A 22477-nucleotide genomic window follows, 5' to 3' on the forward strand; every position below is an offset into this window, starting at 1 on the left:
ATTTCCCGGGTACTTGTAATTATTTCCCTTCGGCAACTAAAACCTTATTATTTCTGAAATCGGTTGGTGAAAACGAGGTGTGTTTTTTGAAGAAATTGCTGAAATAAGCCGCATCATCGAAGCCCAGTTCATAAGTAATTTCCTTAGCCGATTTATCGGTATAATACAACAGGCGCTTTGCCTCAATAATCAAACGCTCCTGTATCACCTGTAAGGGCGATTTATGGTTATACAAGGCAAAAAGATTGGAAAGCGTTTTGGGTGATTTATTTAATTGCTGTGCATAATAGGCCACAGTATGGTGTTCACGGTAATTATTCTCCACCATTAAGTTAAACTTGCGGATAGTACCAAACTTTTCATCGGCAATTGCCGCTTTGTGAGCACTGTGAGCCTTTGCCAGGCGGGTTACAATAATAATAAGACGCTTCAGCAGCATCCGGAGCATATCTATCTGGATATTATCTGCTGTTTCAAATTCTTCAATGAAAATATCAAGCAAGCGTTGCAGTTTAAACTGCATGGCTTCGTCAAGGGTAACAAAAACCTGGTCGGAGCTACCATAAAACAGGAAGCCCACGCAGCTTACTTCTTCGTCATGATCAACAATGCAATAAAAATCGCGGTTAAACTGCCAGGCTACTATATCTTCAGGCCGCTCAAAACGGAAAGATTGGTTAACCATTAGGGGCAGAATGGTGTTGGGCAGAAAATCATAATCCACCTCATCGATGGTTACAGTTTGCTTTTCGCCACGGTTCCAGGCTATGGTAAGGTATTTATGCTGACGATCGCGGGTAAAAAACATCCTGTCGAAATGTTTTTCATTGATAAGCAGCAGCAGATCGCCGCCCGTGGATTGTTCTGTAGCTGATAATTTCATTTGCGTAAGCGCAAAGATATTTAAAAGTAATAATTAAGCGCTCACCACCATCGGTTTATCGCAGCCGGATGACCAATCGTGCTGAACATTGGTCATAAGTAACGCATTGTCAAACGTTACTGAACCCTTCGGAAAAATGCTTTCATCTTCAAAAAAGCTTGATTTAACAGCACTCACTTCGAGCGCCTGTACTTTCCAGTTATCGGTATATAACACTAACCCTTCATACTTATTGCCATTGGGTGAATATCCCGTTGCCCCGGCCTTAAAGAAATCAGAAGCTACATCAAGCGTCCCGAATATCGAATCCGGATTGAGTTCATCAGCAACTTTTGCATCCACACTAATCACCGTTCCGTCCGAACTGGTGAAAGCCACGTGATATTGGTCGTCGTGCTCATTAACGTCAAATTTGGCCTGGTGATGTCTACCGGGGAATACCCTGCCACCTGCAATCGTATTAAATAAGGACGAGGTATCCCGTCGAGGTATATAAACTCCTTCTTTCAATTCCCCGTTTTCCTCCCATTGTACGGCTATTCGATGTGCGCCATTTTCCGAACCTACGCCTAAAAAAGCAGGCATACCTTTAGGGCGAACGTGCTTAAGCCTGATCAAACAGATCCCTGCTATAGCTTTGCTGTTAACAAGCTTGGGAGTAAAGGGCGGTGGCACTATTTTTTTTGCTATGTCCGCATCCGCGGTAAAGTTCACCAATATGCGCCTGTCAATTATGCCGGTAATTTTCGGAATCTTCATATGATAAATTTATAATGATTTTTCAGCGTTCGGATAACCCAGGACAAATTATACTGTCAAATGTGCTCCTCTTCCATTCACAGTACATTAACAACCGCTTAACATACTTCATCAAACATTCATTCAAAAAAAAGATATTGCATTCTAATTGCCTTCTAATATCAAAGGCGATTACCCTACTAATTTAAGAATGACTATTACCCAATTCCTCGACCGGCATCAGGATGCTGTGCAAGTTGCTTTATATGCTTTTATTATCTGCTCACTGTGGCTGATGGAAGTCTGCGTTGCTTCTGGTATGATTTCGGTAAAAAAACGCTGGCAGCACAATAAAACCAACCTGCTGTTCATTTTCACAGCCCTCCCTATCCAACTATTACTTACCACGATTGTTTTACTCATAGTTGGCTGGACCAACGCACATCATTGGGGGCTAATCAATTACATACCCGGTCATCATAATAAATGGGTTTACTATATAAGCCTTTTTATGCTGCTTGACCTTTGCGAATACGTTTATCACGTGGTAATGCACAAGATAGATCCGCTGTGGAAATTTCACCTCGTGCATCACAGCGATCTTCATGTTGACGTTTCGACCACAGTACGTGAACATCCCGGCGAAACCTGTGTACGCACCTGTTGCTTAATGCTTTGGGTATTTATTTGCGGCCCGGCAATTGGCGTTTTGGTATTGAGGCAAACTTTTCAATCATTATTTAATATCCTGGCCCATACCGAGTTCAGGTTACCACAACGTGTTAACAAAATTGTTGGCCTGATTTTTATAACTCCTAACCTGCACCATGTACACCATCATTATCAACTACCACATACCGACCGTAATTACGGCGATGTACTAAGTATTTGGGACAGGCTTTTTGGCACCTTTGGCGAACTTGAACAGGAAAACACCCGTTTCGGCATTGATACCCATATGGATAAAGAAACTACCGGCAAGTTTTTGAATATCCTCAAAATACCATTTCAGAAGTTGGAACGGCCAAACGGGCATCGGAATTAACGGTTAACCGGGGGCAATCTTTATTTCCCATCCTCTCCAAAATCTTCCATTACACCAAAATATTCTTCCCATTCCGGGTCGTCAATAACCGTGATATTAATCGGGAGTTCATCAAATTCGGATAAGGCATCGTTTAACCTGTCGCCTGCTTCCTCAATATCTGTGGTATACCAGGCCCACCAGCGTTCGTTTTCGCCGGTAAATACAAAGGCCAGTATGCTTTGATGACCATCTTCAAGCAGATCGACTAAAGCATCCTCTACCTGTTCCATCAGCAACATTTCATCAGTTGGGGGCAACAATGACGGATCAAATGATTCATAGTTCCAGGTTACATCCATCCGCTGCAGGTAAACACCGGTTTCAAAAAAGTTTGATAAATTGGGTCTGTAGCGGACCAGCAACGGAATATCATCGTCGGATACGGCTTCTACCGATACCCAGGTATCATCTAAGATCATAAGGGATGTTTTTACAAGGTTTAGCAGAGATGTTTATATAAAATTAAAGCAAAACTATACTTAGTATAAAGATAGTCACGCTTGACCAAATCTGGTATACTTATTCAAAAAAATCATTTGTAAAAGCATCCCTTCTGCTTAATAGATACCAGACTTACGAAGCTTTGTAAACTTCGTAAGTCATAAACATCTCTTTTATTCTATCTCAAACTCTTTTTTCAATTTGATATCAACAGATGAACTGCCTATCATCACCATAAATTTACCCGGCTCAACAGTCCAGTTCATATTTTTATCCAGCAGGGCCAAATCATCAGGGTGCAAGGTAAACTGCACTGTTTTCTTCTCGCCGGGATTTAGTGTAACGCGATCAAAGCCACGCAGATCGTACTCGTAAGTAGTAACGCTGCTTACCTCATCCTTAAGGTAAAGCTGCACCACATCATCGCCTTTGCGCTGCCCGGTGTTGGTTACATCAACGCTAACCTGTATAAGTCCCTGAGAATTACCTTTTTCGGGCGATATCTGCAGGTTGCTGTACTCAAATGTGGTGTAGCTTAACCCGTAACCATAAGGGTACAAAGCTCCTTTCACACTGGTTTTGCCCCAGCTGTTCTGTCCGCCCTGCTCTGCCTGTGACGATGGTTTAAAAGGAAAATTATATTCCAGTTGACCTGTTGTTTTTGGGAAAGTGATCGGCAATCTTCCACCGGGATTATTATCGCCAAATAAGGTTTCGGCAATCACCTGCCCACTTTGTACGCTCGGAAACCAGGCCTCTAAAATGGCCGGCACATATTTATTTTCCCAGTTGATGGTAAGCGGCTGCCCGTTGATCATCACCATTACCACAGGTTTTCCGGTAGCCTGCAAAGCCTGGATCAACTTCAATTGCCTGCCCGGCAGGTTTAAACCCGTACGCGATAAACTTTCGCCAACACGGTCAACATCCTCGCCTACCACAGCAATCACAATATCCGATTGTTTAGCCTGTGCAACTGCCGAATCAATACCGGCCTGCTCCTGGGCGGTTAGCGGTGTTTCAATAATCTCACTCTCCGGCCAGGTGGCATCAATCATATCGCAGCCTTTAACATAGCTTACTTTGGCATCGCTGCCTACGTAATTTTTAACACCGTCAAACGCGGTAATAACCGGGTTGTGCGATGGACCATACCTGCTCACAGCATAGTTAGTTTCCTTAGCCAGCGGACCAGTTACCAGGATATTAGGATATTTCTTTTTATCCAACGGCAGCAGATTGCCTGCATTTTTTAGCAATACCATCGACTCGCGGTTCATTTTCAGGCTCATGGCTTTATCCGCATCGGTATGCACTATTTTATCGGCAGTTTTAGGGTCTTTAACATAAGGGCTATCAAACAAACCTAATCTGAACTTCACTTTTAATACCTCGCCAACGCGGGTATCGATGATCTTCATGGAGATACGGTTTTCTTTGATCAGCTCGCGCAAAGGCATAATAAAGGTTTGCGGCATAGTGAAATTAGTACGCACGTTAAGGCCAGCCTCAACAGCCTGCCTTACAGCTTCTTTGTAATCGGCAGCAACATGATGTTTTGAATAAAGAAACTCAACAGCCTCACTATCGCTTACCACATAGCCATTAAAGCCAAATTGCTGACGTAAAAGCTGCGTAAGGAAGTAATAGCTGCCAGTTATTGGTACGCCGTCCCAATCATTATAACTGCTCATTACCCCCATTGGATGCGCCTCCTGGATCACCCTGCGGAAGGGATACAAATATAGCTGGTGCATTTCGCGCGGAGCGACATGCGGATCGGTACGGGCACTGCCATCACGGCCTCCTTTAGGTACGCTGTACACAGCAAAGTGCTTAAGGGTTGACGCTACGCCGCCTTCCTGGATGCCCAACACCATCTGCTTGCCCATTTCGGCAATATGAAAGGGATCTTCACCATAACATTCAACCACACGGCCCCAGCGTTGGTCGCGGGCGGGGTCAAGTATGGGGGCGTAAACATTGGTATAGCCCAAAGCTTTAGCCTCGCGGCCAACGGTTCTACCTGCCTCATAAACCAGTTCTTTATCAAAGGTGCTGCCTATAGATATCGGCGCGGGCAACGGCGTGGCCCTGTCATGGTTAAGGCCGTGAATCCCCTCATTGGTGAAATCAACCGGGATCCCTAAACGGGTTTCCTCAACAAACCATTTTTGAATGTTATTAATGGCCGATGCATGTTTACTAAACGGGTATGAATATTGTGTAGGCGCATCATCAGTATGCGAAGTAAGATTATTCAGTTCTTCATCAATATTGGCTATGCCATCTTTCCATACTTCATTTTTCCAGTTAGGGACGGGCATTTCGTCCTTTAACACACGCTTATAACCATAAAGGGTAGCCATTTGGCAGGTTTTCTCTTCAACGGTCATCTGGCTTACCAGGTCGGCCACGCGCTTATCAATGGGTTGTGACGGGTCTTCGAACACATCCATTTTACCGTTCTTGTTAAAATCTATCCAGCCTTTATGATAGATGTTCTTTTGCTGTGCCGAGGCTGCAAGGCTAAAGCTGATAGATAAAGCGGATGCCACAAATACCCGCGGCAGATAGTACTTAATTCTCATGAGGTTGTATTGGAGTTGGAACTTCAAATATATAAACCTGTGTGGGGTGCAGCCATGCCCGGGGCCGTATATTTTAACTATATCGTTTGAGTGATGAGGTTTAAACCCGCCACTTGCATAGTAACAACCCTAATCTAATCCAATTCGGCATTTGCGTACCTTCTAATTTTAACGCTGATCATTTATGGCATCTGCCGGGAAGGCCGCGAGATAACGGCAGCTATTATGTAAGGTTTGTTTGCAATTGCGGATTATATAATTGGCGTTTGCAGCTATTTGATAATATATATTATCAAAACTCCATGGCATGATCTTAACGGGCATCTGCCCAATCAGCTTCGGTAAAGGCTGGATTTATTTTATAATCGTTATATGTAATGCTGCTTTTTTGCGCACCCTCTGTTTGTAATTCGGCGGCAGGGAAAACAATACCATCAACCGTTTTAAAACCGGTAAAAGCCGATATCTGCACTACCGAACCTACTTTAGTACCTTCGCCAACCAGCTGATTTTTACCGTCTAACACTGCAAAACTGGTTACGCCGTCAAAACTATAGCTCACTATCATCACGTTATTTTTACCCTCCTGTGCCTTAACATTTTGAATATGGTCGAGGTTCTCTTTCCTGAATAATAACGCTCCTGAACGGAAACCTTGTTTCAATTGCGATATGCGGGAAGATGAAAGCGGTTTTTTATCGCCGTTACGCCATTGCCAGCCATTATCACCTTCCATTTGCTCAACCTGCAACAACTTCCCACCTTTGCGAATCTCAGAGCGGACACGATGAGCAGACAGGTCAATCTTAATGGTAAAATCGAGGCCCGTCATCGTAGCAGAGATCTGCATGGTTTTAATTGCATTGAGCTTTGCACCGCCGTGTACTTCGGCAGCCTTGTTTAATAAACCCGCAGCATCATTATCACCGGTTTCAGCTGCCTGGTTTCCGGCAGTTGTTTTGGCATTGCCGGAAGACCCGGATGTTGTTTTAGATGAAGATGACGCGCTTTTAGGCGCTTTATCTTCCATAAAATAAATATTGCCGTCTATGGCAGCCATTACCGGCTTTTCACCGGGACGGCAAAAGAAACTATGCGTTTCGGTTTTACCTGTATTGTAATTTAGGGTAAGTACTCCATCTTTAATTGTATAGGTACCAGCCCCGCTGTCTTTGCGACCGCCGCCACCGCCTATGCCTTCACCCGATACCATAGTGGCTGAAGAGCTATTTTGGCTAAAATTACCCTTCCCATCAAAATAAAGACCTTTTGAGCCCGATGTGCCAACAAATACCTGCCCGGTATTCCCTCCTCCCATGCTACTTGCGTGGGTAAATTGGTAGTAACCGGCAGGCACCCTGTCGGCAGTATTGAGCTTTAGGATACTAAAAGAGCCCGCATCGATATCGCCGTCAGATTCAATTTTATACTCCTGTTTGGAGCCTTTGAGGTATTGCAATTTGAGCGTATTGCCCTGTACCTGGTAACGACCTGCAACATGTGTTTTCCAATCGGGCTTTTCAAGCAAATCGTTAAAAGTACCATCGGGCCTTAACTGGAAAACAACATCACTGCGGCCCATGCCTCCCCCCATAGTAACAGGTAAGGTTATTTCAATACCGGCGTAAACGCCGCTTACATTTTTTGGTTGCGCACCGGCATTAACACCGGCAAAAAGTGTGATAAGCAAACCTAACACAAAAGCTTTCATAGTATCGGCAGGAAAAAATTCTACGATTCAGATTTAACTATCAACTCCTGCACGATAAAAATGTTTTTAACCTAATGATAAGGTTTTGTTAAATTTTACCGGCCGACTAATACTTTAACGCCGTCTTAAAAAAACCGACAGCCAAGCTGTCCACCTGTAAGTGAATGGCATGCCTGTTAACCGAAGGATCATCCGTAAAATATATCGGAGCTTCTTTTTTTACAGCGTCAATGGCTTCACCAAGCATTACGTAATGGCCAACCTTACCGGGCAACTCTGTATATTTTGATCTACCAATGAGCTGATGATAATGCCTTGCATTGGTTTTAACCGGGGCTATGCTATCACTTTGCGAGCCTACAATATACAAGGCGCCTTTAATATCAGCTACCTGCTCTTTACGAGTGAAACCAAAGCCTAATGCGGGCGATATGGAAAAGAATGCTTTGATCCGGTTATCTTTTAGCGGGGGCACATGTTTGGAATCGGCGATCATGGAGCTATCGTCCAGTAATTTTACCAAGCCCGGAAATTCGGGGATTTCCAGCTCTTTGCGGCCTGTGGTTTTGTAATAGTTGCGGGCCTGTTCAAAATCGAGCTTTGCACCGGCCAGGGCGATCATAGTATAGCCGCCAAATGAAAACCCGGTTGCGCCTATTTTTTGCTGATTAATAAGGGGGCCGATCTCGGGGTTATTCAATAAGGATGTAAGAGCAAAACTGATATCCAGCGGGCGTTCCCATGGCTTAACAAATTCAAGGGGAATTTTATGATCGTAGGTATTGCCATAATGATCGACAGCAGCAACTATACAACCGCTGTTTGCGATGGCCTGGGCCAGCCACTCCAAAGTTAACCGGCCGCCACCTGTGCCATGCGAGAGCAGGATAAGCGGCAGTTTATTTGCGGGAAGCTTGCCATTACGGACCGTCGGTTGCCGTAAAAAGGGCGAAAAATGCTTATCTGCAGGCTTCAATGTATCGGCAGTTGGATACCAGATTTCGGTTACCACCGGACGGTTATTACGGCTTTCGTCCTTAAAATTGAGGGTACGCTCGCCTAAGTTTTGGGCAATCGCAAGATGGCCTGATAGCAAGATTATAATAATGGTGAAGGTTTGTTTCCACATAATGTTAGCGTTTATATCACAAAGCAACACATTCAGTGAGTCAAAAAGATTGACAATAGTCAATAAATCACTTTTTTGATTTAAGGCGGCTCAGGGTTTCCTGAGAGATGCCAAGGTAATCGGCAACTATTTTATTGGGCAGTCTTTTGATGATTTCGGGCTGGGTTTGCATCAGGATATTATAACGGGCTTTTGAATCCATAGTGATAAGGCTTTCTATCCGCTGGATGGATGCGATATAATCAAGCTCAAGACCCGTACGGTACATAGTTTCAAAGCCGGGGATCTCCTTCAGTAGCAAATCGCGATCTGCATAGCTCAATACCAATAATTCTGATGGCTCGGGGCTTTGAATAGATGCAACAGAGGGCTCTTTCAATATGAAACTCGGAAATGCGGTACCCATGCGCCCTTCAAATATCAGGAACCGGGTTGATTCGTTGCCCTCATCATCGGTTAAAAACACGCGGAGGCATCCTTTTACCACAAAATATAAATGCTTTGCGATGCTCCCCTTTTCAACCAGTATCTCGTTTCGTTTGGTAAAACGGGTTTTAAAACAATTAGCAATCAGCCGCTCATGTTCAGGCGAGAGGATTAATTTATCTTCAAGATGTTGTTTTAAAGCAGGATGCATAGTTGCAATTTATGCACTTAGCATTGGGTTGACAAATTCCAGATTATTTTAACCTGTGAAGACTTACGAAGTTTTAGAAACTTCGTAAGTCTGGGTCTACAACATATAAGGGATAAGCACAGTCTGCTGCTAAGTAAGCAGCTTATTATACAAGCTGTAATTTTCGTTATCGAAGCAGACAAATATGACTTTCTCAACTACTTCGTTATCTGACAAAAAATCTTTAACCGTTTTAACAGCGATTGCCGCAGCCCTGTCCTTTGGAAAATGATAAATGCCGGTACTGATATTAGGAAAAGCTACGGTATGCACATCATTTTGGGCAGCAAGCTTCAAACTATTTAAATAAGCGGATTGCAAAAGTTCATTCTCACCTCTTTTACCACTATTGTAAACGGGGCCAACTGTGTGGATCACATATTTAGCCGGCAGCTTACCGCCGGTTGTAATTACAGCCTGCCCGGTTTTGCAGCCGCCCTGCCGGGCTACTATCTTACGACAATCTTCCAGAATCTCCGGTCCGCCGGCGCGATGGATAGCGCCATCGACACCGCCGCCGCCCATGAGCGAGGTGTTTGCCGCGTTTACAATGGCATCAGCTTTAATTTTTGTGATATCGCCCTGTACTAATTCAATAGTGCCATAATATTTTAAATTATAGCAGATAAACAAACAGGAAAGTGTTTTGCTTTTAGAAATAAAGTTGCACCATTTTACGCCAGTAACGGGCGCGGTGTGCTTCCTCGTGCCAAATATACAAGCTGTTTTGGATGCCTTTGCTGGCCAATACGGTGCTTAGGTATTTATTATCTTCCAAAAATGCATCCTCCTCGCCCACGGCCAGGATAATTTGGAGACGCTTGATCTGGTCAATAATTTCGGGGCTATGCAGGTTATTTAAAAACTGGTTAGGCATATTGAAATACACATTCTCATCGCGGTACCCATCTAACAGGTCGCGGAAATTGCCCATAGCCTGGGTAATGTCATAGCGCCCGCTCATACCTACTACTTTCACAAATACCAAGGGATGTTTAAACGCTATGTTAACCGCATGATAGGCCCCCATGCTGCAACCTGCCGAAATAATTGAACCGGCGGCGTTAAGTGTTTTCATTAAGGGCACTACCTCCTGTAAAATGTATTGCTCATACTGAAGGTGCCTTTCCATGCGATGGTAGGGATGACTGAACTCATTATAAAAGCTTTCACGGTCGATGCTATCCACACAGTAGACCTGCAGGTGACCTGCCTCAATTTTACTGCGTAAGGCTTCAATTACTTTCCAGTCTTCATAATCATAAAACCGGGCTGTGCGGGTGGGAAAAAATAGAACAGAGGCGCCCGCATGGCCAAAAACCAGCAATTCCATATTGCGCTGAAGCGACGGACTGAACCACTTGTGGTACTCTCTTTTCATCTTTTAAACCGCTGAAAGATGACAAATGCGTGTAAACCCTATATTAAGCTAATTTGATACTTTGTGGCATTCGCTGTAAAACAGCTTTTTTCCACAAAGCGTAACCGGCGCTGCTCAAATGCAAACCATCTTTATCATAATATTCTCGTATTGGTTTACCGGAAGCATCTATCATCTGATTAAATATATTGATGAACTGCCAGTTTTTATGGCGGTGTATTATCTCGTTTTCAATTAGGCTATTGGTGTACCTGTACTTTTCAACAATAGGCCAGCGGGCAAGGCTTGGCTTAAGCGATATATAATAGCAGGGAATGTTACCAAAAAGCCGCTCAACCTCGACAGTGAGCTGCTTAAAAAATATAAAAACTTCTTCAGGGTTGCGGCCATCGCCGAGATCATTATCGCCCGCATACACTACGATGGATTCGGGGTTATAAGAATGCATTATACGCTCAAAAAACCATACGCAAGCAGCCAGTGTAGAACCGCCAAAGCCAAGGTTAACTGGTTGCATGTCATCAAAATCAACATCAAGCGTATTCCACAAACGAATGGATGAGCTTCCATAAAAAATTACCCGCGGCACATAATCAAGCTTGGTTCGCTTAATTTCCAGCTGCTTCACATCCTCTTCGTACCAGATCATATTCTTTTATAGTAGGGCCGTATTAATTTAAGCGCTAAAGATAATACAATAGCCCTAACTTAATGTAACGATGATAAAACTAAAAATGTAAAAATGACTATTATTCTGCCGCTTCTTCACCTTTGGTGCCCAGCTCAACAATATCACCTTCTTTAAAAAGGATAGCTTGCAGCGTAGTACGCCATACCGGCTTTTTGCGCAGTAAAAACTCAAGGTCCATACCAAAGTGCTTAAACTCCTCCTGCTGTGCGTTTTGCATAATGGCTTTGGCCTGGTTATCTTTCTCGACAGAAATCCGCTGTTCGTACCAGTTTATAGCCTCAGCCTCTTCGGTTAATGAAACTATCATTCGGGCAAAGGTGCGGGTTTCGTCGGATAGTTCATTTGCCGGCTCGTGATATTGATCAAATGACATAATACTTTTTTTAAGGAGATAAGTATTATGTAAACGCTTTTGTTTTAAGGTGTAAGTATTTAGAATGGTTATTAACCCACGTGTTTCCTGATTTTGATATTAACCAGTTTGGATGTGGGCGTATTACTTTGTTCGGCAACGCTGTTGATAGGAACCAGTACATTGGCCTCGGGGTAATAGGTAGCTGTATTCCCTTCGGGGATGTTGTAAGGCACAACTACAAACAACCTCGCTACCCGCTCAACACCATCATCATAATTAAACAGGTTAACTTTTTCCTGCGCCCTGAAACCGGCTTTTTTCATATCTTTTTCATTCATCAAAATTACCCGGCGCTCATTGTGAATGCCCCGGTAGCGGTCGTCAAGGCCATATATGGTGGTGTTAAACTGATCATGACTGCGGATGGTTGCCATATGGTATTCGTCGGCAGCCAGTTCATGCTTCGGCAACGGGGCGATATTGAAAGGCACAACAGCTCCATTCTTTTCGGTGATAAACTTACCCTCGCGGGCGGCGTTTGGCAGGTAAAAACCGCCGGGCAAACGTACCTTTTGGTTATAATCCTCACAGCCCGGAATGACTTTGGCAATCGCATCGCGCACAGCATCATAGCTTTGTGCGTACTTATCCCAGTCGACAACGGCACGATTACCTAATGTGGCTTTAGCAAGATTACAAATGATCTGGTTCTCGTTCATCAGATGTTCAGATACAGGCTTCAGCATCCCTTTTGACATTTGGACAACCCCCATGGAGTTTTCACAGCTTATAAATTGATCCTCGCCATTTACAACATCTCTATCGCTTCGTGACAGTGTTGGCAAGATCAAAGCTTCTTCACCATGAACCAGATGGCTACGGTTTAATTTGGTTGATACATGTACCGAAAGTTTAAGTTTACGCAAGGCCTGTGCCGTAAACAGGGTATCCGGCGTAGCCGAAAGGAAATTGCCGCCCATGGCAAAAAACACTTTAAGTTTGCCTTCGTCCATAGCTTTAATAGATTCAACAACATCATAACCATGGCCCCGCGGCGGCTCAAAACCAAAAACTTCCTTGAGTTTATCCAACTGCTTCGGTTTTGGCTTATCCCAGATCATCATGGTACGGTTACCCTGTACGTTGCTATGACCACGCACCGGACACAAACCGGCACCGGGTTTACCAATGGCGCCTTTAAGCATGGCCAGGTTCACAATTTCTTTTACGGTATCCACTCCGTTTTTATGCTGGGTGATGCCCATAGCCCAGCAAATAATGATGCGGCTTTTATTTTTAATCAAATCAACCGCCTGTTCAATTTCATTCACTGTTAAACCGGCAGCTTTAGCCAGGTCGTCAACCTCATATTGGTTCAGACTGTCTAAAAAGGCAACGTAACCGGTAGTGTTCTTTTTAATAAATTCATGATCGAAGACGCTGCCGGGATTTTCCCGCTCGGCTTTATATAGCAGTTTTTCCATGGCTTTTAGCAAAGCCATATCACCGTTTATTTTTACCTGCAGGTACAGATCGGCCAATTGCGTTTTGATACCTAAAATGCCTTTTACCGTTTGCGGGTTTTTAAAACCCATTAACCCAGCCTCATGCAAGGGGTTTACCGCAATGATCTTTGAGCCTTTCTGCTTAGCCTTTTCAAGCGCGCTAAGCATCCGGGGATGATTGGTACCTGGGTTTTGCCCCATGATAATGATTACATCGGTATCGTAAAAATCATTAAGGGTGACTGTGCCCTTGCCAATGCCAATAGTATCGGCAAGGCCAACACCGGTACTTTCATGGCACATATTGGAGCAATCGGGCATGTTATTGGTACCAAACTCGCGCACAAATAACTGGTAAGTAAATGAAGCCTCGTTACTGGTACGGCCGGATGTATAAAATGCAGCTTCATCGGGCGACGCCAAAGCGTTAAGCTCATTCGCTATTTTTTTAAACGCGAAGTCCCAGTTTACCGGTGTGTAATGTGTAGCTCCTTTGGCCAGATATACTGGTTGGGCTATGCGTCCCTTCTTCCCTATCTCATAATCGTTAAGTTTGGCAAGATCCGCTACCGAATTTTCAGCAAAAAAATCACCAGTGAGCTTTTTGGTAGTAGCTTCTTCGGCAAGGGCTTTGGCACCATTTTCACAGTATTCGGCAATGGGCGAACGGTCGTCATCCGGGTCGGGCCAGGCACAGCCAGAACAATCAAAACCGCTCTTTTTGTTCATATGAAACAAGCCTTCCATACCTCTTGCCAGGCCTGCTTCCTTTAATATATCAACCATAGCCACTGTAACAGCAGGGACACCCGCCGCCCAGTCTTTTGGATGTGTTATTTTCAGGTCGAGTAGCTCCTCAGGATTCTCTGCTGCCGGTCCTTGTTCTGCTTGCTTGCTCATGGCTTTTTAGCTGCTAAGGGATTAGGATAATTATCGCTTTGATCTTCGGCGACTTCATCCAAACACGTAAAATCTTTTTCAACCAGTAAATGCAAACTGCCGTGTTTACCTTCATAACCTACCTTATCGTCGTCGGCAAAGCCGGTGGCCACAGCTTTTGGCACATATAGTGTTATGGCATTCTCCTTATAGGTTGCCGAAAGATGCTCATCATCAACCAGTCTCAAAGCATAAATAAGCTGCTGACTGCCAAAATCGACGGTTTCCTGAACATAACCTTCTTCGGCCAGTTTGGCTACATCGGTTTTAGTGAGCCTGTATCTTAGTGAATTACCTTTTATCCTTATTTTCATTGGTATCAATCAGTTTACACCGATGGTGCCGTTAGTACGGCCTCATCGGGGACCATTACCCGGTGCGCGCCCGCGTAAATATTAAAGCGCTCATCGCGTAAAAAGCCAATCAGTGTAATATTAAATTCGTTTGCCAGTTCTATAGCCAGGCTTGACGGCGCACCTACTGCCGCAATAATACTGATGCCTGCCATCGCGGCCTTTTGAATAAGCTCAAAACTCGCCCTGCCGCTAAGTAACAATACTGTTTGCTGCAACGGCAGCCAGTTATACATCATAGCAGCACCTATCAGCTTATCTAAAGCGTTATGCCTGCCTACGTCTTCTCTTAATAATAACAGTTCACCCAAAGGAGTAAACAAAGCCGATGCATGCAAACCGCCCGTATCATCAAATACCCGCTGGTGCCCGCGCAAAATCTTCGGTAACTGATTAAGTACCAAACTATGAATCACATTGCCATCATCTGCCCCGGCGGCAAAATTGCTTACTATGCGAATAGCGCTGATAGAACCCTTTCCGCACACACCGCAACTGCTTGTGGTATAAAAATTCCGTTCGGTATTTTGAAGGTACGGCAGTGCATCTTGTTCAAGTGTTACCAGCATGGTATTCTTCTTGTTTTCAGCGCAGGTTATAAAGCTGTGTTTAGCTGATTTTATCTCATCTGCATTTTTAATAATGCCTTCGGTAAAAAGGAAACCGGTTGCCAGTTCGGCATCATGACCGGGGGTACGCATAGTTACAGAGATATTACGTAACTCTCTGCCATCTGCAGGACCATATTCCAGTTTAATTTCAAGTGGTTCTTCAATGGCTATGCTATCCTCCTCCCTTGCGCTTCGGTTAGCGTTAACTTTTACAACCGGGATATGAATAACTGATGGCGAAGACATATTCAAAGATACAATTTATGGCATAGTTTGTTTATGCAAGTTTATATGCAGAAGGCAAGTTTAAGTCCCTTCGTTTGAATTGTTTTTGAGGCAAGCGTCTGCAAAACAGCCGTTAACTTAGGCTGGCAAGGGGTTAACAGGGTTAACAGAAATTCGAGCAATTTTATACTATCCAATTAACAATCAATTAATTACATTAAAAATAGTATTAACACATGTAAACCCCGGCAAGGTTAAGGCTTCACGCTTATTTTTTGTTTAGGCTCAAACCCGGAGGCTTTAACCCGCATAATGAACTTACATATGTTGATTTGTTAAATTTAAAACCCAGTACTCGTTTTGTAAGCTAATTTGAATATTTTTGAGATATGAAGATCAACATACTGGCTTTTGGAGTGGCTAAGGAGATATTTGGAAGCAGCGAAGTTAGCCTGGAAATGACCAACGATGCAACTATCTCCAATTTAAAATACCTGCTTGAGCAACAATACCCGCGTTTAAAGCAGCTTTCATCATACATGCTGGCTGTTAACAACGAATATGCCCTGCCCGGCGATACTATTCACGAACGCGACGAAATAGCGATCATTCCGCCGGTAAGCGGGGGGTAGATCAGTTTGCAGTTTTTAAGTAGCAGTGGCAGTAAACTTTTTAGCGGCAGTTTACAGTTTTTAGTGGGCAGCTTGCAGTAGTATTTTAGGACTTACCCTCAATTTCATCAATATAAAACAATCAACTTAATATAGAATGGCCATCAGAAGCGCAACGCTTGCCGATCATACTGCAATATCAAATTTGCTAACACAATTGGGCTATCCAGGCACTGAAGATTTTTTGCCGGGTAACCTTGAACGAATGTTAGAGCAACCTTCATCGAAGGTTTTGGTTTATGAAGATGAAGGTAAGGTTGCAGGTTTTATCGCCATTGATTTTTTAACTCAACTGGTTGTTAAGGGTGATTTTATTCGCATCAGTTGTTTTTCTGTTGATGAAAACACCCGGGGCAAAGGTATTGGTAAGGCTCTTGAGGGTTATATTACCGAACTTGGCAAAGAACGTGATGCCGACAGGATAGAGGTGCACTGCCATACACGCAGGACCGACGCCCACCGGTTTTATTACAAGCAGGGTTATACTGAATTGCCCAAATACCTCATGAAATCATTGGCAGATAAAATATAGATTTGCATTGCTATGAACACACAGATCCTCCTATCGGCCCAAACACTGGATATCCAATCATGTATCGACTGGATCATGTCACATGAATCCGGGGGGATAGATGTATTCATTGGTACCGTACGCAATTCAACCAAAGGAAAAAAAGTTTTAAGGCTCGATTTTGAAGCTTACGAGCCAATGGCCATCAGCGAAATGAATAAGATTGTTGCCTGGGCCTTTGAACGCTGGCCGGTACAAAAAATACTGATCCACCACCGTACCGGATTGCTGCAGGTTGGCGAGGTACCGGTTGTTATTGCCGTTTCAGCAGCGCACCGTGACGCTGCCTTTGATGCCTGCAGGTACATCATCGATACACTTAAACAAACCGTCCCTATCTGGAAAAAAGAAAGCTTTGAGGACGGCGATGTCTGGGTAGCAGCACATCCTTAGGATTTGGGGATGTTGGATTTCGGAACTTGAAATTCGGATTTTTCAATTTTCAATGGGAGATTTTCCTCGTCGTTGTTGGTGTTGTCACCAACAACTCCCGCTCCGTAGCTGCCGCTTGTTGGAGGTTTCGTCATTATAAAAGCTTAGGATACAAAAAAGTTGTTGGTGACAACACAAACAACGGCACAAACTTTCGATTCAAATTAAAAAAATCCGAAATCGAAATTCCGATATCCGAAATCATTTAATCAGCCTTATACTCTTCTAACCCGCCTTCCAATGAAAACACATCGGCCTCGGGGATCATTTTGAGGATAAGTTTTACGGCTTCCTCGCTTCGTTTACCTGATGAGCAGTAAAGGACTTTGGTATTCGGGCTGGTAAAGTAGGCCAGGTACTCTTCTATTTCGTCCAGCGGGATATGCGTACCGCCAATATCATAGGCTTCACGCTCGTGGATGGTACGCACGTCAATAAGTTCTACCGTATCATCTAAAAGGATCCGTTTTTTTAGTTCATCTGCATTGATGGTTGGAATAGTGATAGTTGTTTTTAACCTGCGGATATGTGTTTTTGTTACCGGGCCAATCTTAAAGATGCGGCTTTGCATGCTTTGTGCATCAAAGATCAGCACTTTCCCGGCCAGTAATTCACCGGTTTTGGTAATGTACTTGATTACTTCATTGGCCTGCATACAGCCAATGATTCCGGCCAGTGTAGGTACTACTCCGCCTTCAGTACAGTTAGGGATCTGGGTAGCATCCACTTCGGGGAACAAATCACGATAATTGGGCGAATTTGCCCCTTTGGGGTTGCTTACGTTCCAAATGGCAACCTGCCCTTCAAACTGATAAATGGCACCATAAACAAGCGGCTTACCGGCCAAAACACAGGCATCATTAAGCAGGTAACGGGTTTCGAAATTATCGGTACCATCCAGCACAATGTCGTAATTGTTGATAACATCCATCACATTATCGGATGTTATTTTGATGGCATGAGGTACGAGCTTAATACTCGGATTTTGAGCCTGTAGGCGTAAACAAGCCACTTCAGCTTTATTTTTCCCCTCATCAGCAGGGTTATATAATACCTGGCGGTGCAGGTTACTTATCGATACCTGGTCGAAATCGGCAATTCCTAATGTGCCAATTCCGGTTGATGCCAGGTATTGTGCAGCCGGGCAGCCCAACCCCCCAGCCCCGACAACCAGTACGCGGGCTTGCTGCAATAATTGCTGGGCTTCCTCGCCAAAACCGGGCAGTGCTATCTGGCAGTTATATCGTTGTAAATCCTGATTCATTAGTAGCAACTATTGTATGGTGGATCATTGATTTTACTTTCTCCAATTCTTCAGGCGTATTGACATTGGTCAGCGCCTCCTGTTGTGGTGCGTTTAACAATGTAATATCACTATTGATCAAAACCTTACGCGGGCATGAATACCCCTGCGCCAAAAACGATAAAAGTACAGGGTAGCTTTTAGGCTCCCATATGGCTATCAAAGGTTCCGGGAAATTGGTTACCGGGCTGTGATAAGCCGTAGCCACCGACGAACTGTTTCGCCAGGCCACTAAATTGCGAAGGGTAGCTTCATCCATCAAAGGCAAATCACAGGCTATGATCAGCCAGGCGGCATCCGGCTGTTCGCGAAAAGCGGAAAGAATTGCCCCATAAGGTCCTAAACCAGTAAATGTATCCTCAATAACGGGATAAGCAGGGTCAATTTCCTGCTGCTGGCCGGGGCGACCAGAAATGTAAACCTCCCGGCAAAAGGTTTTGAGCAAATCGGCCATATAATATCGTTGCTGCTTGCCATGCCACTTGGCCGCTCCTTTATCAAAACCCATTCGGGTACTTTTGCCGCCAGCCAATACCAGTCCGTTTAAAACAGGTTTGGCCTGTTTTAAAGCAGTCTCAAAAAAAGCAACGATCCTTTCACGGTCATCTACCTTTAAAACGGGGATCTGTTGCCAGTGAGGGAGAACCTCCTGTATAAAGCCCGGGATTTGGCTTGCATTATCGGCCAGCAGAAAAAGCTGAACGTTATTGAGCTGAGCTGTCCTTTTTTGCAGTGACGCCTCTTTATTAACGTCGATAATAACTACCTGGGCCTTAGCCTGCTGGTGATTTCCATTAACTAATACCAGGTCGGCAGACGAAAATTGCTGTTTAAGCTGATAAGGATATACCGGGTTTTGATAGTTAAACTGCTGATAGTTTACCTGGTCGGTATAATCAAGCGAAGCGCCGCTCACCAATCTGCCGGGCAGCAAAGTAATATCATCATTATGTGACATATCCACATAAGCACATTTATAAACCGGAGAAAGTGAACGGATCACATCATCGGCCAATAATTTGATCACGGTACAGGGGCCACCTAAAATTGCCCATTCGTTACGGCCGAAGTTACCGGTTGAAGGGCGGGCCAGTTTAGCGTGTTTTTTATGCGTGCCTGATGGCTGGTTATGATCTTTTAAAGTCACGTTTACCTCCTGTTTTTGAGATCAGTTTGGTTTCTTTTATCACTATATCATGGCTCATGGCCTTGCACATATCATAAATAGTAAGTGCCGCTATTGAAGCGCCTACCAGCGCTTCCATTTCCACACCTGTCTTTGCCGTAATGCTTGCAGTACAGTCAACCACCACTTCCTGCTGCTCATTTATTCGGATAGTAACATTACAGTTATCCAAACCCAGCGGATGACAAAGCGGGATCAGGTCGCCGGTTTTTTTTGCGGCCATGATACCGGCGATGATAGCTGTTTGAAAAACGGGGCCCTTTTTACTCTGCAATTCATTCCCTGCTAAAAGTTCAAATACCTCTGCCGGCAAACTAATAATGCTACGCGCAGTAGCAGTACGGTGTGTAACCTGCTTTTCAGTTACATCAACCATATTAGGATCGCCTTGTTTGTTTATGTGGGTTAACATTATTTTTTATTATGATTACACTGATTTCTTATTGTGATTTCATCGATTTGTTAGGGCCATGATTCCTTTGTTTGTTTATAGCGACTTATTATGTTATGGATTCGATCAAATCAAAAAATCGGTGTAATCAACAAAGAAAATCGGTGAAATCCCAAAAACTAAAACCTCCAAACCTTAAACACCTCTCCTGCTTTAAAATTATTCTTTTCAGGCGGAAGTTCTAAAAAAGCTTCGGTATCTGCTAAGTTAGCAAAATCGCCCGAACCATTTCCTTCAACGGGTGTAGCTATCAATTGGCCCTGCCCGTTACTTTGCAGCTTTACCTGCAGATAGTATTGTAAAGCCGGCTGAAATGTAAAATCTTTTCCTAATACCGCATATGTGACGGCTTTCGCGGGCAAGCCGAGCGCTGCTGTATTAAGCCATGTTAAAAAGTAACGGTGCAGGCACATAAATGTGGCTACAGGGTTACCCGGAAAAGCAAACACCAATGCACCGTTATTATGCCTGCCAAACCAAAAGGGTTTACCGGGCCGCTGGGCTACTTTATGAAACAACTTTTCAACCTTTAATTCCTCAAGTGCCTGGGGGATATAATCAAACTTCCCCATCGAAATACCACCACTCAGCAGCAGCACATCATAGTTTTGCAAACAGTATTGGATCTTTTCTTTAGTAACCGCGGGCTCATCAGGGATATGCAAAATATCAGCATCGGCACCATGTTGTTTTAAAACGGCCTTTACCATATAGCTGTTTGATTTGCGGATCTGGTACGGCAGCGGCGTTTCATGCACATCAACTAATTCATCGCCCGACGAAACTATTACCACCCGCGGCATTTTTTTAACAAGCAGATGGGTTTTACCCACTGATGCCGCCACACTAATGATAGCGGGGCTTACCAGCTGTCCTGCCGTTGATATAACATCATTTTGTTTTTTATCAAGGCCCTGCAAATGCAGGTTCTGCCCTTTTCTTATGTCGCGGGTATGTATACTCGCCGACCCGGCGATGATCTCCACATCCTCATAGCGGATCACTGTATCAACCGAAGCGGGCAACACAGCACCGGTCATGATCTCGATGCATTCATCGGCGCTGTCGATTTGAACCGGCTCGTCACCGGCTGCCTGGGTAGCTTTGATCCGGAAAATATTGATCCCACTCTCAATAGCTTCATATCTTATAGCGATACCATCCATGGTTACCCGGTTAAAGGGCGGCAGATCACGGTCGGCCTTCAGGTCTTCGGCCAGGGCACAACCCAGAGCCTGTTCAAACGGGAGGCTTTGAGTACCATAATCCCTAATTTGCGCAAGCACCAGTTTTTCAGCTTCTTCAACCGTTGTCATATATATGTAGTTTAAAACTATCCGCCAATAGTGGCCATTGACTCGTGGATACCTGTTTTGGCTACCCGTGCCCGCTCGGCTTCCCAGCCATCTGCCGGGCGGTGGCTAAAAGCGGTTAACAGGGCATCCTCCAATACTTCATCAGAAGCTCCCGCACGCATCAGATCTTTTAAATTGAGCACGCCATCATCATACAAACAGGTTTTTAACCCACCCTGAGGCGTTATGCGGATCCGGTTACAGCTGCCGCAAAATGTACGCGAATAAGCGGCTATAATACCAACTGTACCCTTATGCCCCGGGACCTGATAATTGTATGAAGTAGAATAAGCCGGGTCATCCAGTTTCTTTATTTGCGGATACTTGCTTTTTATTTCATCTAAAATGCGAAGATAATCCCAATGTAATCCATCGTACACATGACCATCGCCGTTAAAAGGCATTTCTTCTATAAACCTGACACTTACCGGCAACTCTTTGGCCAATTCAACCAGCGGGATAATATCCTGTATATTTTTGCCATCCATCACCACGGCATTGATCTTTACTTCCATATCATGGCTCAGCATGGCATCTAAGGCTGTCATCACACTGGCAAATTCGTCGCGGCGGGTAATGGTAAAAAAGCGGTTGGCATCCAGCGTATCCAGGCTCAGGTTTATTGACCGTACACCTATCTTTCTTAATTCGGACACATAAGGAGCTGTAAGTACACCGTTAGTTGTAAGGCCCAGCTCTTTTAAGCCGTCCAGCCTGGATATAGCTGTGAGCAAATGCATAATATCTTTGCGTACAAAGGGCTCGCCCCCGGTAATACGGATTTTTTCGATACCCATTTTTACAAGCAAACTGCAGCTGCGCAGCATTTCCTCATAGGTCATGAGCTCGGCACGTGAAAGCCAGTTCAAGCCATCCTCAGGCATACAGTAAAAACAGCGCAGGTTGCACCTGTCTGTCACCGCGAGGCGCATATAGCTGATCTTCCGTCCATGATTATCTGTTAACAAAATATAGCTTTTTTATCCTGTAAATTTAATTAATTAACAGCCATTACACCTTTAAGTTTATGCACGGCAATTGTAAAAATAAGCATTACCCCGCTTGGAGATGTTTACGAAATGTATTTTTATTCCCTTCCTCAGTGATATATCCGGTCTGAAATAAAATTACAAAAGCGTAACAGGGTTATACCCCTTTCCCAATACACGCATAAAGCACAAAAAATCAAATT

The 22477-nt window shown here is 44.2% G+C and carries 23 protein-coding genes; 4 read left to right on the forward strand and 19 right to left on the reverse strand.

Annotation, left to right across the window (positions count from 1 at the left end):
- Positions 1–19: 19 nt before the first annotated feature.
- Both FHW88_RS20085 and FHW88_RS20090 read right to left on the reverse strand, forming a co-directional pair.
- Positions 20–883: a helix-turn-helix domain-containing protein gene (locus FHW88_RS20085; protein WP_176627652.1), complete on the reverse strand. Its 864-nt coding sequence runs from the start codon at positions 881–883 to the stop codon at positions 20–22.
- 33 nt (positions 884–916) lie between these two features.
- Positions 917–1642, reverse strand: a complete 726-nt coding sequence (locus FHW88_RS20090) for a DUF2071 domain-containing protein (RefSeq protein ID WP_090526471.1) — start codon at positions 1640–1642, stop codon at positions 917–919.
- A 190-nt stretch (positions 1643–1832) separates the two neighbouring features.
- On the opposite strand from FHW88_RS20090, the gene FHW88_RS20095 reads away from it, so the two are divergent.
- Positions 1833–2666, forward strand: coding sequence for a sterol desaturase family protein (locus FHW88_RS20095; protein ID WP_090526469.1), 834 nt, complete (start codon positions 1833–1835; stop codon positions 2664–2666).
- A gap of 20 nt (positions 2667–2686) precedes the next feature.
- On the opposite strand, the gene FHW88_RS20100 is transcribed toward FHW88_RS20095, so the two are convergent.
- The 12 genes from FHW88_RS20100 to fdhD all read right to left on the reverse strand — a co-directional run bounded on the left by FHW88_RS20100 (position 2687) and on the right by fdhD (position 15337).
- The gene (locus tag FHW88_RS20100) at positions 2687–3127 is read right to left on the reverse strand and encodes a DUF695 domain-containing protein (protein WP_090526468.1); all 441 of its coding nucleotides are present in this window, start codon (positions 3125–3127) and stop codon (positions 2687–2689) included.
- Positions 3128–3322: 195 nt separating this feature from the next.
- Positions 3323–5740 carry a glycoside hydrolase family 3 N-terminal domain-containing protein gene (locus FHW88_RS20105; RefSeq protein WP_176627653.1) on the reverse strand — a complete coding sequence of 806 codons (2418 nt, stop codon included), beginning with the start codon at positions 5738–5740 and terminating at the stop codon, positions 3323–3325.
- A 313-nt stretch (positions 5741–6053) separates the two neighbouring features.
- Positions 6054–7451 carry a hypothetical protein gene (locus FHW88_RS20110; RefSeq protein ID WP_176627654.1) on the reverse strand — a complete coding sequence of 466 codons (1398 nt, stop codon included), beginning with the start codon at positions 7449–7451 and terminating at the stop codon, positions 6054–6056.
- A gap of 106 nt (positions 7452–7557) precedes the next feature.
- On the reverse strand, positions 7558–8580 hold the full coding sequence (locus FHW88_RS20115; RefSeq protein ID WP_176627655.1) for an alpha/beta hydrolase family protein: 1023 nt from the start codon (positions 8578–8580) through the stop codon (positions 7558–7560).
- 67 nt (positions 8581–8647) lie between these two features.
- On the reverse strand, positions 8648–9217 hold the full coding sequence (locus FHW88_RS20120; RefSeq protein WP_090526461.1) for a Crp/Fnr family transcriptional regulator: 570 nt from the start codon (positions 9215–9217) through the stop codon (positions 8648–8650).
- Positions 9218–9346: 129 nt separating this feature from the next.
- Positions 9347–9889: an O-acetyl-ADP-ribose deacetylase gene (locus FHW88_RS20125; RefSeq protein WP_218117242.1), complete on the reverse strand. Its 543-nt coding sequence runs from the start codon at positions 9887–9889 to the stop codon at positions 9347–9349.
- 19 nt (positions 9890–9908) lie between these two features.
- Positions 9909–10637 (reverse strand): esterase family protein, encoded by a 729-nt coding sequence (locus tag FHW88_RS20130; RefSeq protein WP_176627656.1) that lies wholly within the window; start codon positions 10635–10637, stop codon positions 9909–9911.
- 43 nt (positions 10638–10680) lie between these two features.
- Positions 10681–11286, reverse strand: coding sequence for a GDSL-type esterase/lipase family protein (locus FHW88_RS20135; RefSeq protein WP_090526457.1), 606 nt, complete (start codon positions 11284–11286; stop codon positions 10681–10683).
- Between the two features lie 100 nt (positions 11287–11386).
- Positions 11387–11701, reverse strand: coding sequence for a hypothetical protein (locus FHW88_RS20140; RefSeq protein WP_091162212.1), 315 nt, complete (start codon positions 11699–11701; stop codon positions 11387–11389).
- A gap of 71 nt (positions 11702–11772) precedes the next feature.
- On the reverse strand, positions 11773–14088 hold the full coding sequence (locus FHW88_RS20145; RefSeq protein ID WP_176627657.1) for an FdhF/YdeP family oxidoreductase: 2316 nt from the start codon (positions 14086–14088) through the stop codon (positions 11773–11775).
- A complete protein-coding gene (locus tag FHW88_RS20150) occupies positions 14085–14441 on the reverse strand; it encodes a DUF7009 family protein (protein WP_176627658.1) in 357 nt (118 codons plus the stop codon). The genes FHW88_RS20145 and FHW88_RS20150 overlap by 4 nt, the downstream gene beginning before the upstream one ends.
- 14 nt (positions 14442–14455) lie before the next feature.
- Entirely contained in the window at positions 14456–15337 is an 882-nt protein-coding gene (gene fdhD / locus FHW88_RS20155) for a formate dehydrogenase accessory sulfurtransferase FdhD (RefSeq protein ID WP_176627659.1), read from the reverse strand.
- A gap of 368 nt (positions 15338–15705) precedes the next feature.
- On the opposite strand from fdhD, the gene FHW88_RS20160 reads away from it, so the two are divergent.
- The 3 genes from FHW88_RS20160 (at position 15706) to FHW88_RS20170 (ending at position 16951) form a co-directional block, all read left to right on the forward strand.
- Positions 15706–15948, forward strand: coding sequence for a MoaD/ThiS family protein (locus FHW88_RS20160; protein ID WP_090526447.1), 243 nt, complete (start codon positions 15706–15708; stop codon positions 15946–15948).
- A 136-nt stretch (positions 15949–16084) separates the two neighbouring features.
- Positions 16085–16519 (forward strand): GNAT family N-acetyltransferase, encoded by a 435-nt coding sequence (locus tag FHW88_RS20165; RefSeq protein WP_176627660.1) that lies wholly within the window; start codon positions 16085–16087, stop codon positions 16517–16519.
- Positions 16520–16531: 12 nt separating this feature from the next.
- The gene (locus FHW88_RS20170; protein ID WP_090526441.1) at positions 16532–16951 is read left to right on the forward strand and encodes a molybdenum cofactor biosynthesis protein MoaE; all 420 of its coding nucleotides are present in this window, start codon (positions 16532–16534) and stop codon (positions 16949–16951) included.
- Positions 16952–17195: 244 nt separating this feature from the next.
- Here the strand turns inward: FHW88_RS20170 and FHW88_RS20175 are convergent, their stop codons facing one another.
- The 5 genes from FHW88_RS20175 to moaA all read right to left on the reverse strand — a co-directional run bounded on the left by FHW88_RS20175 (position 17196) and on the right by moaA (position 22253).
- Complete coding sequence (locus tag FHW88_RS20175) at positions 17196–18254, reverse strand: HesA/MoeB/ThiF family protein (protein WP_176627661.1); 1059 nt, start codon at positions 18252–18254, stop codon at positions 17196–17198.
- Positions 18229–19440, reverse strand: coding sequence for an NTP transferase domain-containing protein (locus FHW88_RS20180; RefSeq protein ID WP_218117243.1), 1212 nt, complete (start codon positions 19438–19440; stop codon positions 18229–18231). Before FHW88_RS20180 ends, FHW88_RS20175 begins: the two co-directional genes overlap by 26 nt.
- The gene (gene moaC / locus FHW88_RS20185) at positions 19421–19891 is read right to left on the reverse strand and encodes a cyclic pyranopterin monophosphate synthase MoaC (RefSeq protein ID WP_090526435.1); all 471 of its coding nucleotides are present in this window, start codon (positions 19889–19891) and stop codon (positions 19421–19423) included. The genes FHW88_RS20180 and moaC overlap by 20 nt, the downstream gene beginning before the upstream one ends.
- A gap of 158 nt (positions 19892–20049) precedes the next feature.
- Positions 20050–21246 (reverse strand): molybdopterin molybdotransferase MoeA, encoded by a 1197-nt coding sequence (locus FHW88_RS20190; protein ID WP_218117244.1) that lies wholly within the window; start codon positions 21244–21246, stop codon positions 20050–20052.
- A 17-nt stretch (positions 21247–21263) separates the two neighbouring features.
- Positions 21264–22253 (reverse strand): GTP 3',8-cyclase MoaA, encoded by a 990-nt coding sequence (gene moaA, locus FHW88_RS20195; RefSeq protein WP_176627662.1) that lies wholly within the window; start codon positions 22251–22253, stop codon positions 21264–21266.
- Between the last annotated feature and the right edge of the window lie 224 nt (positions 22254–22477).

Origin of the sequence: Mucilaginibacter sp. SG538B (assembly GCF_013376065.1) — a bacterium.
Classification (GTDB): Bacteria; Bacteroidota; Bacteroidia; order Sphingobacteriales; family Sphingobacteriaceae; genus Mucilaginibacter; species Mucilaginibacter rubeus.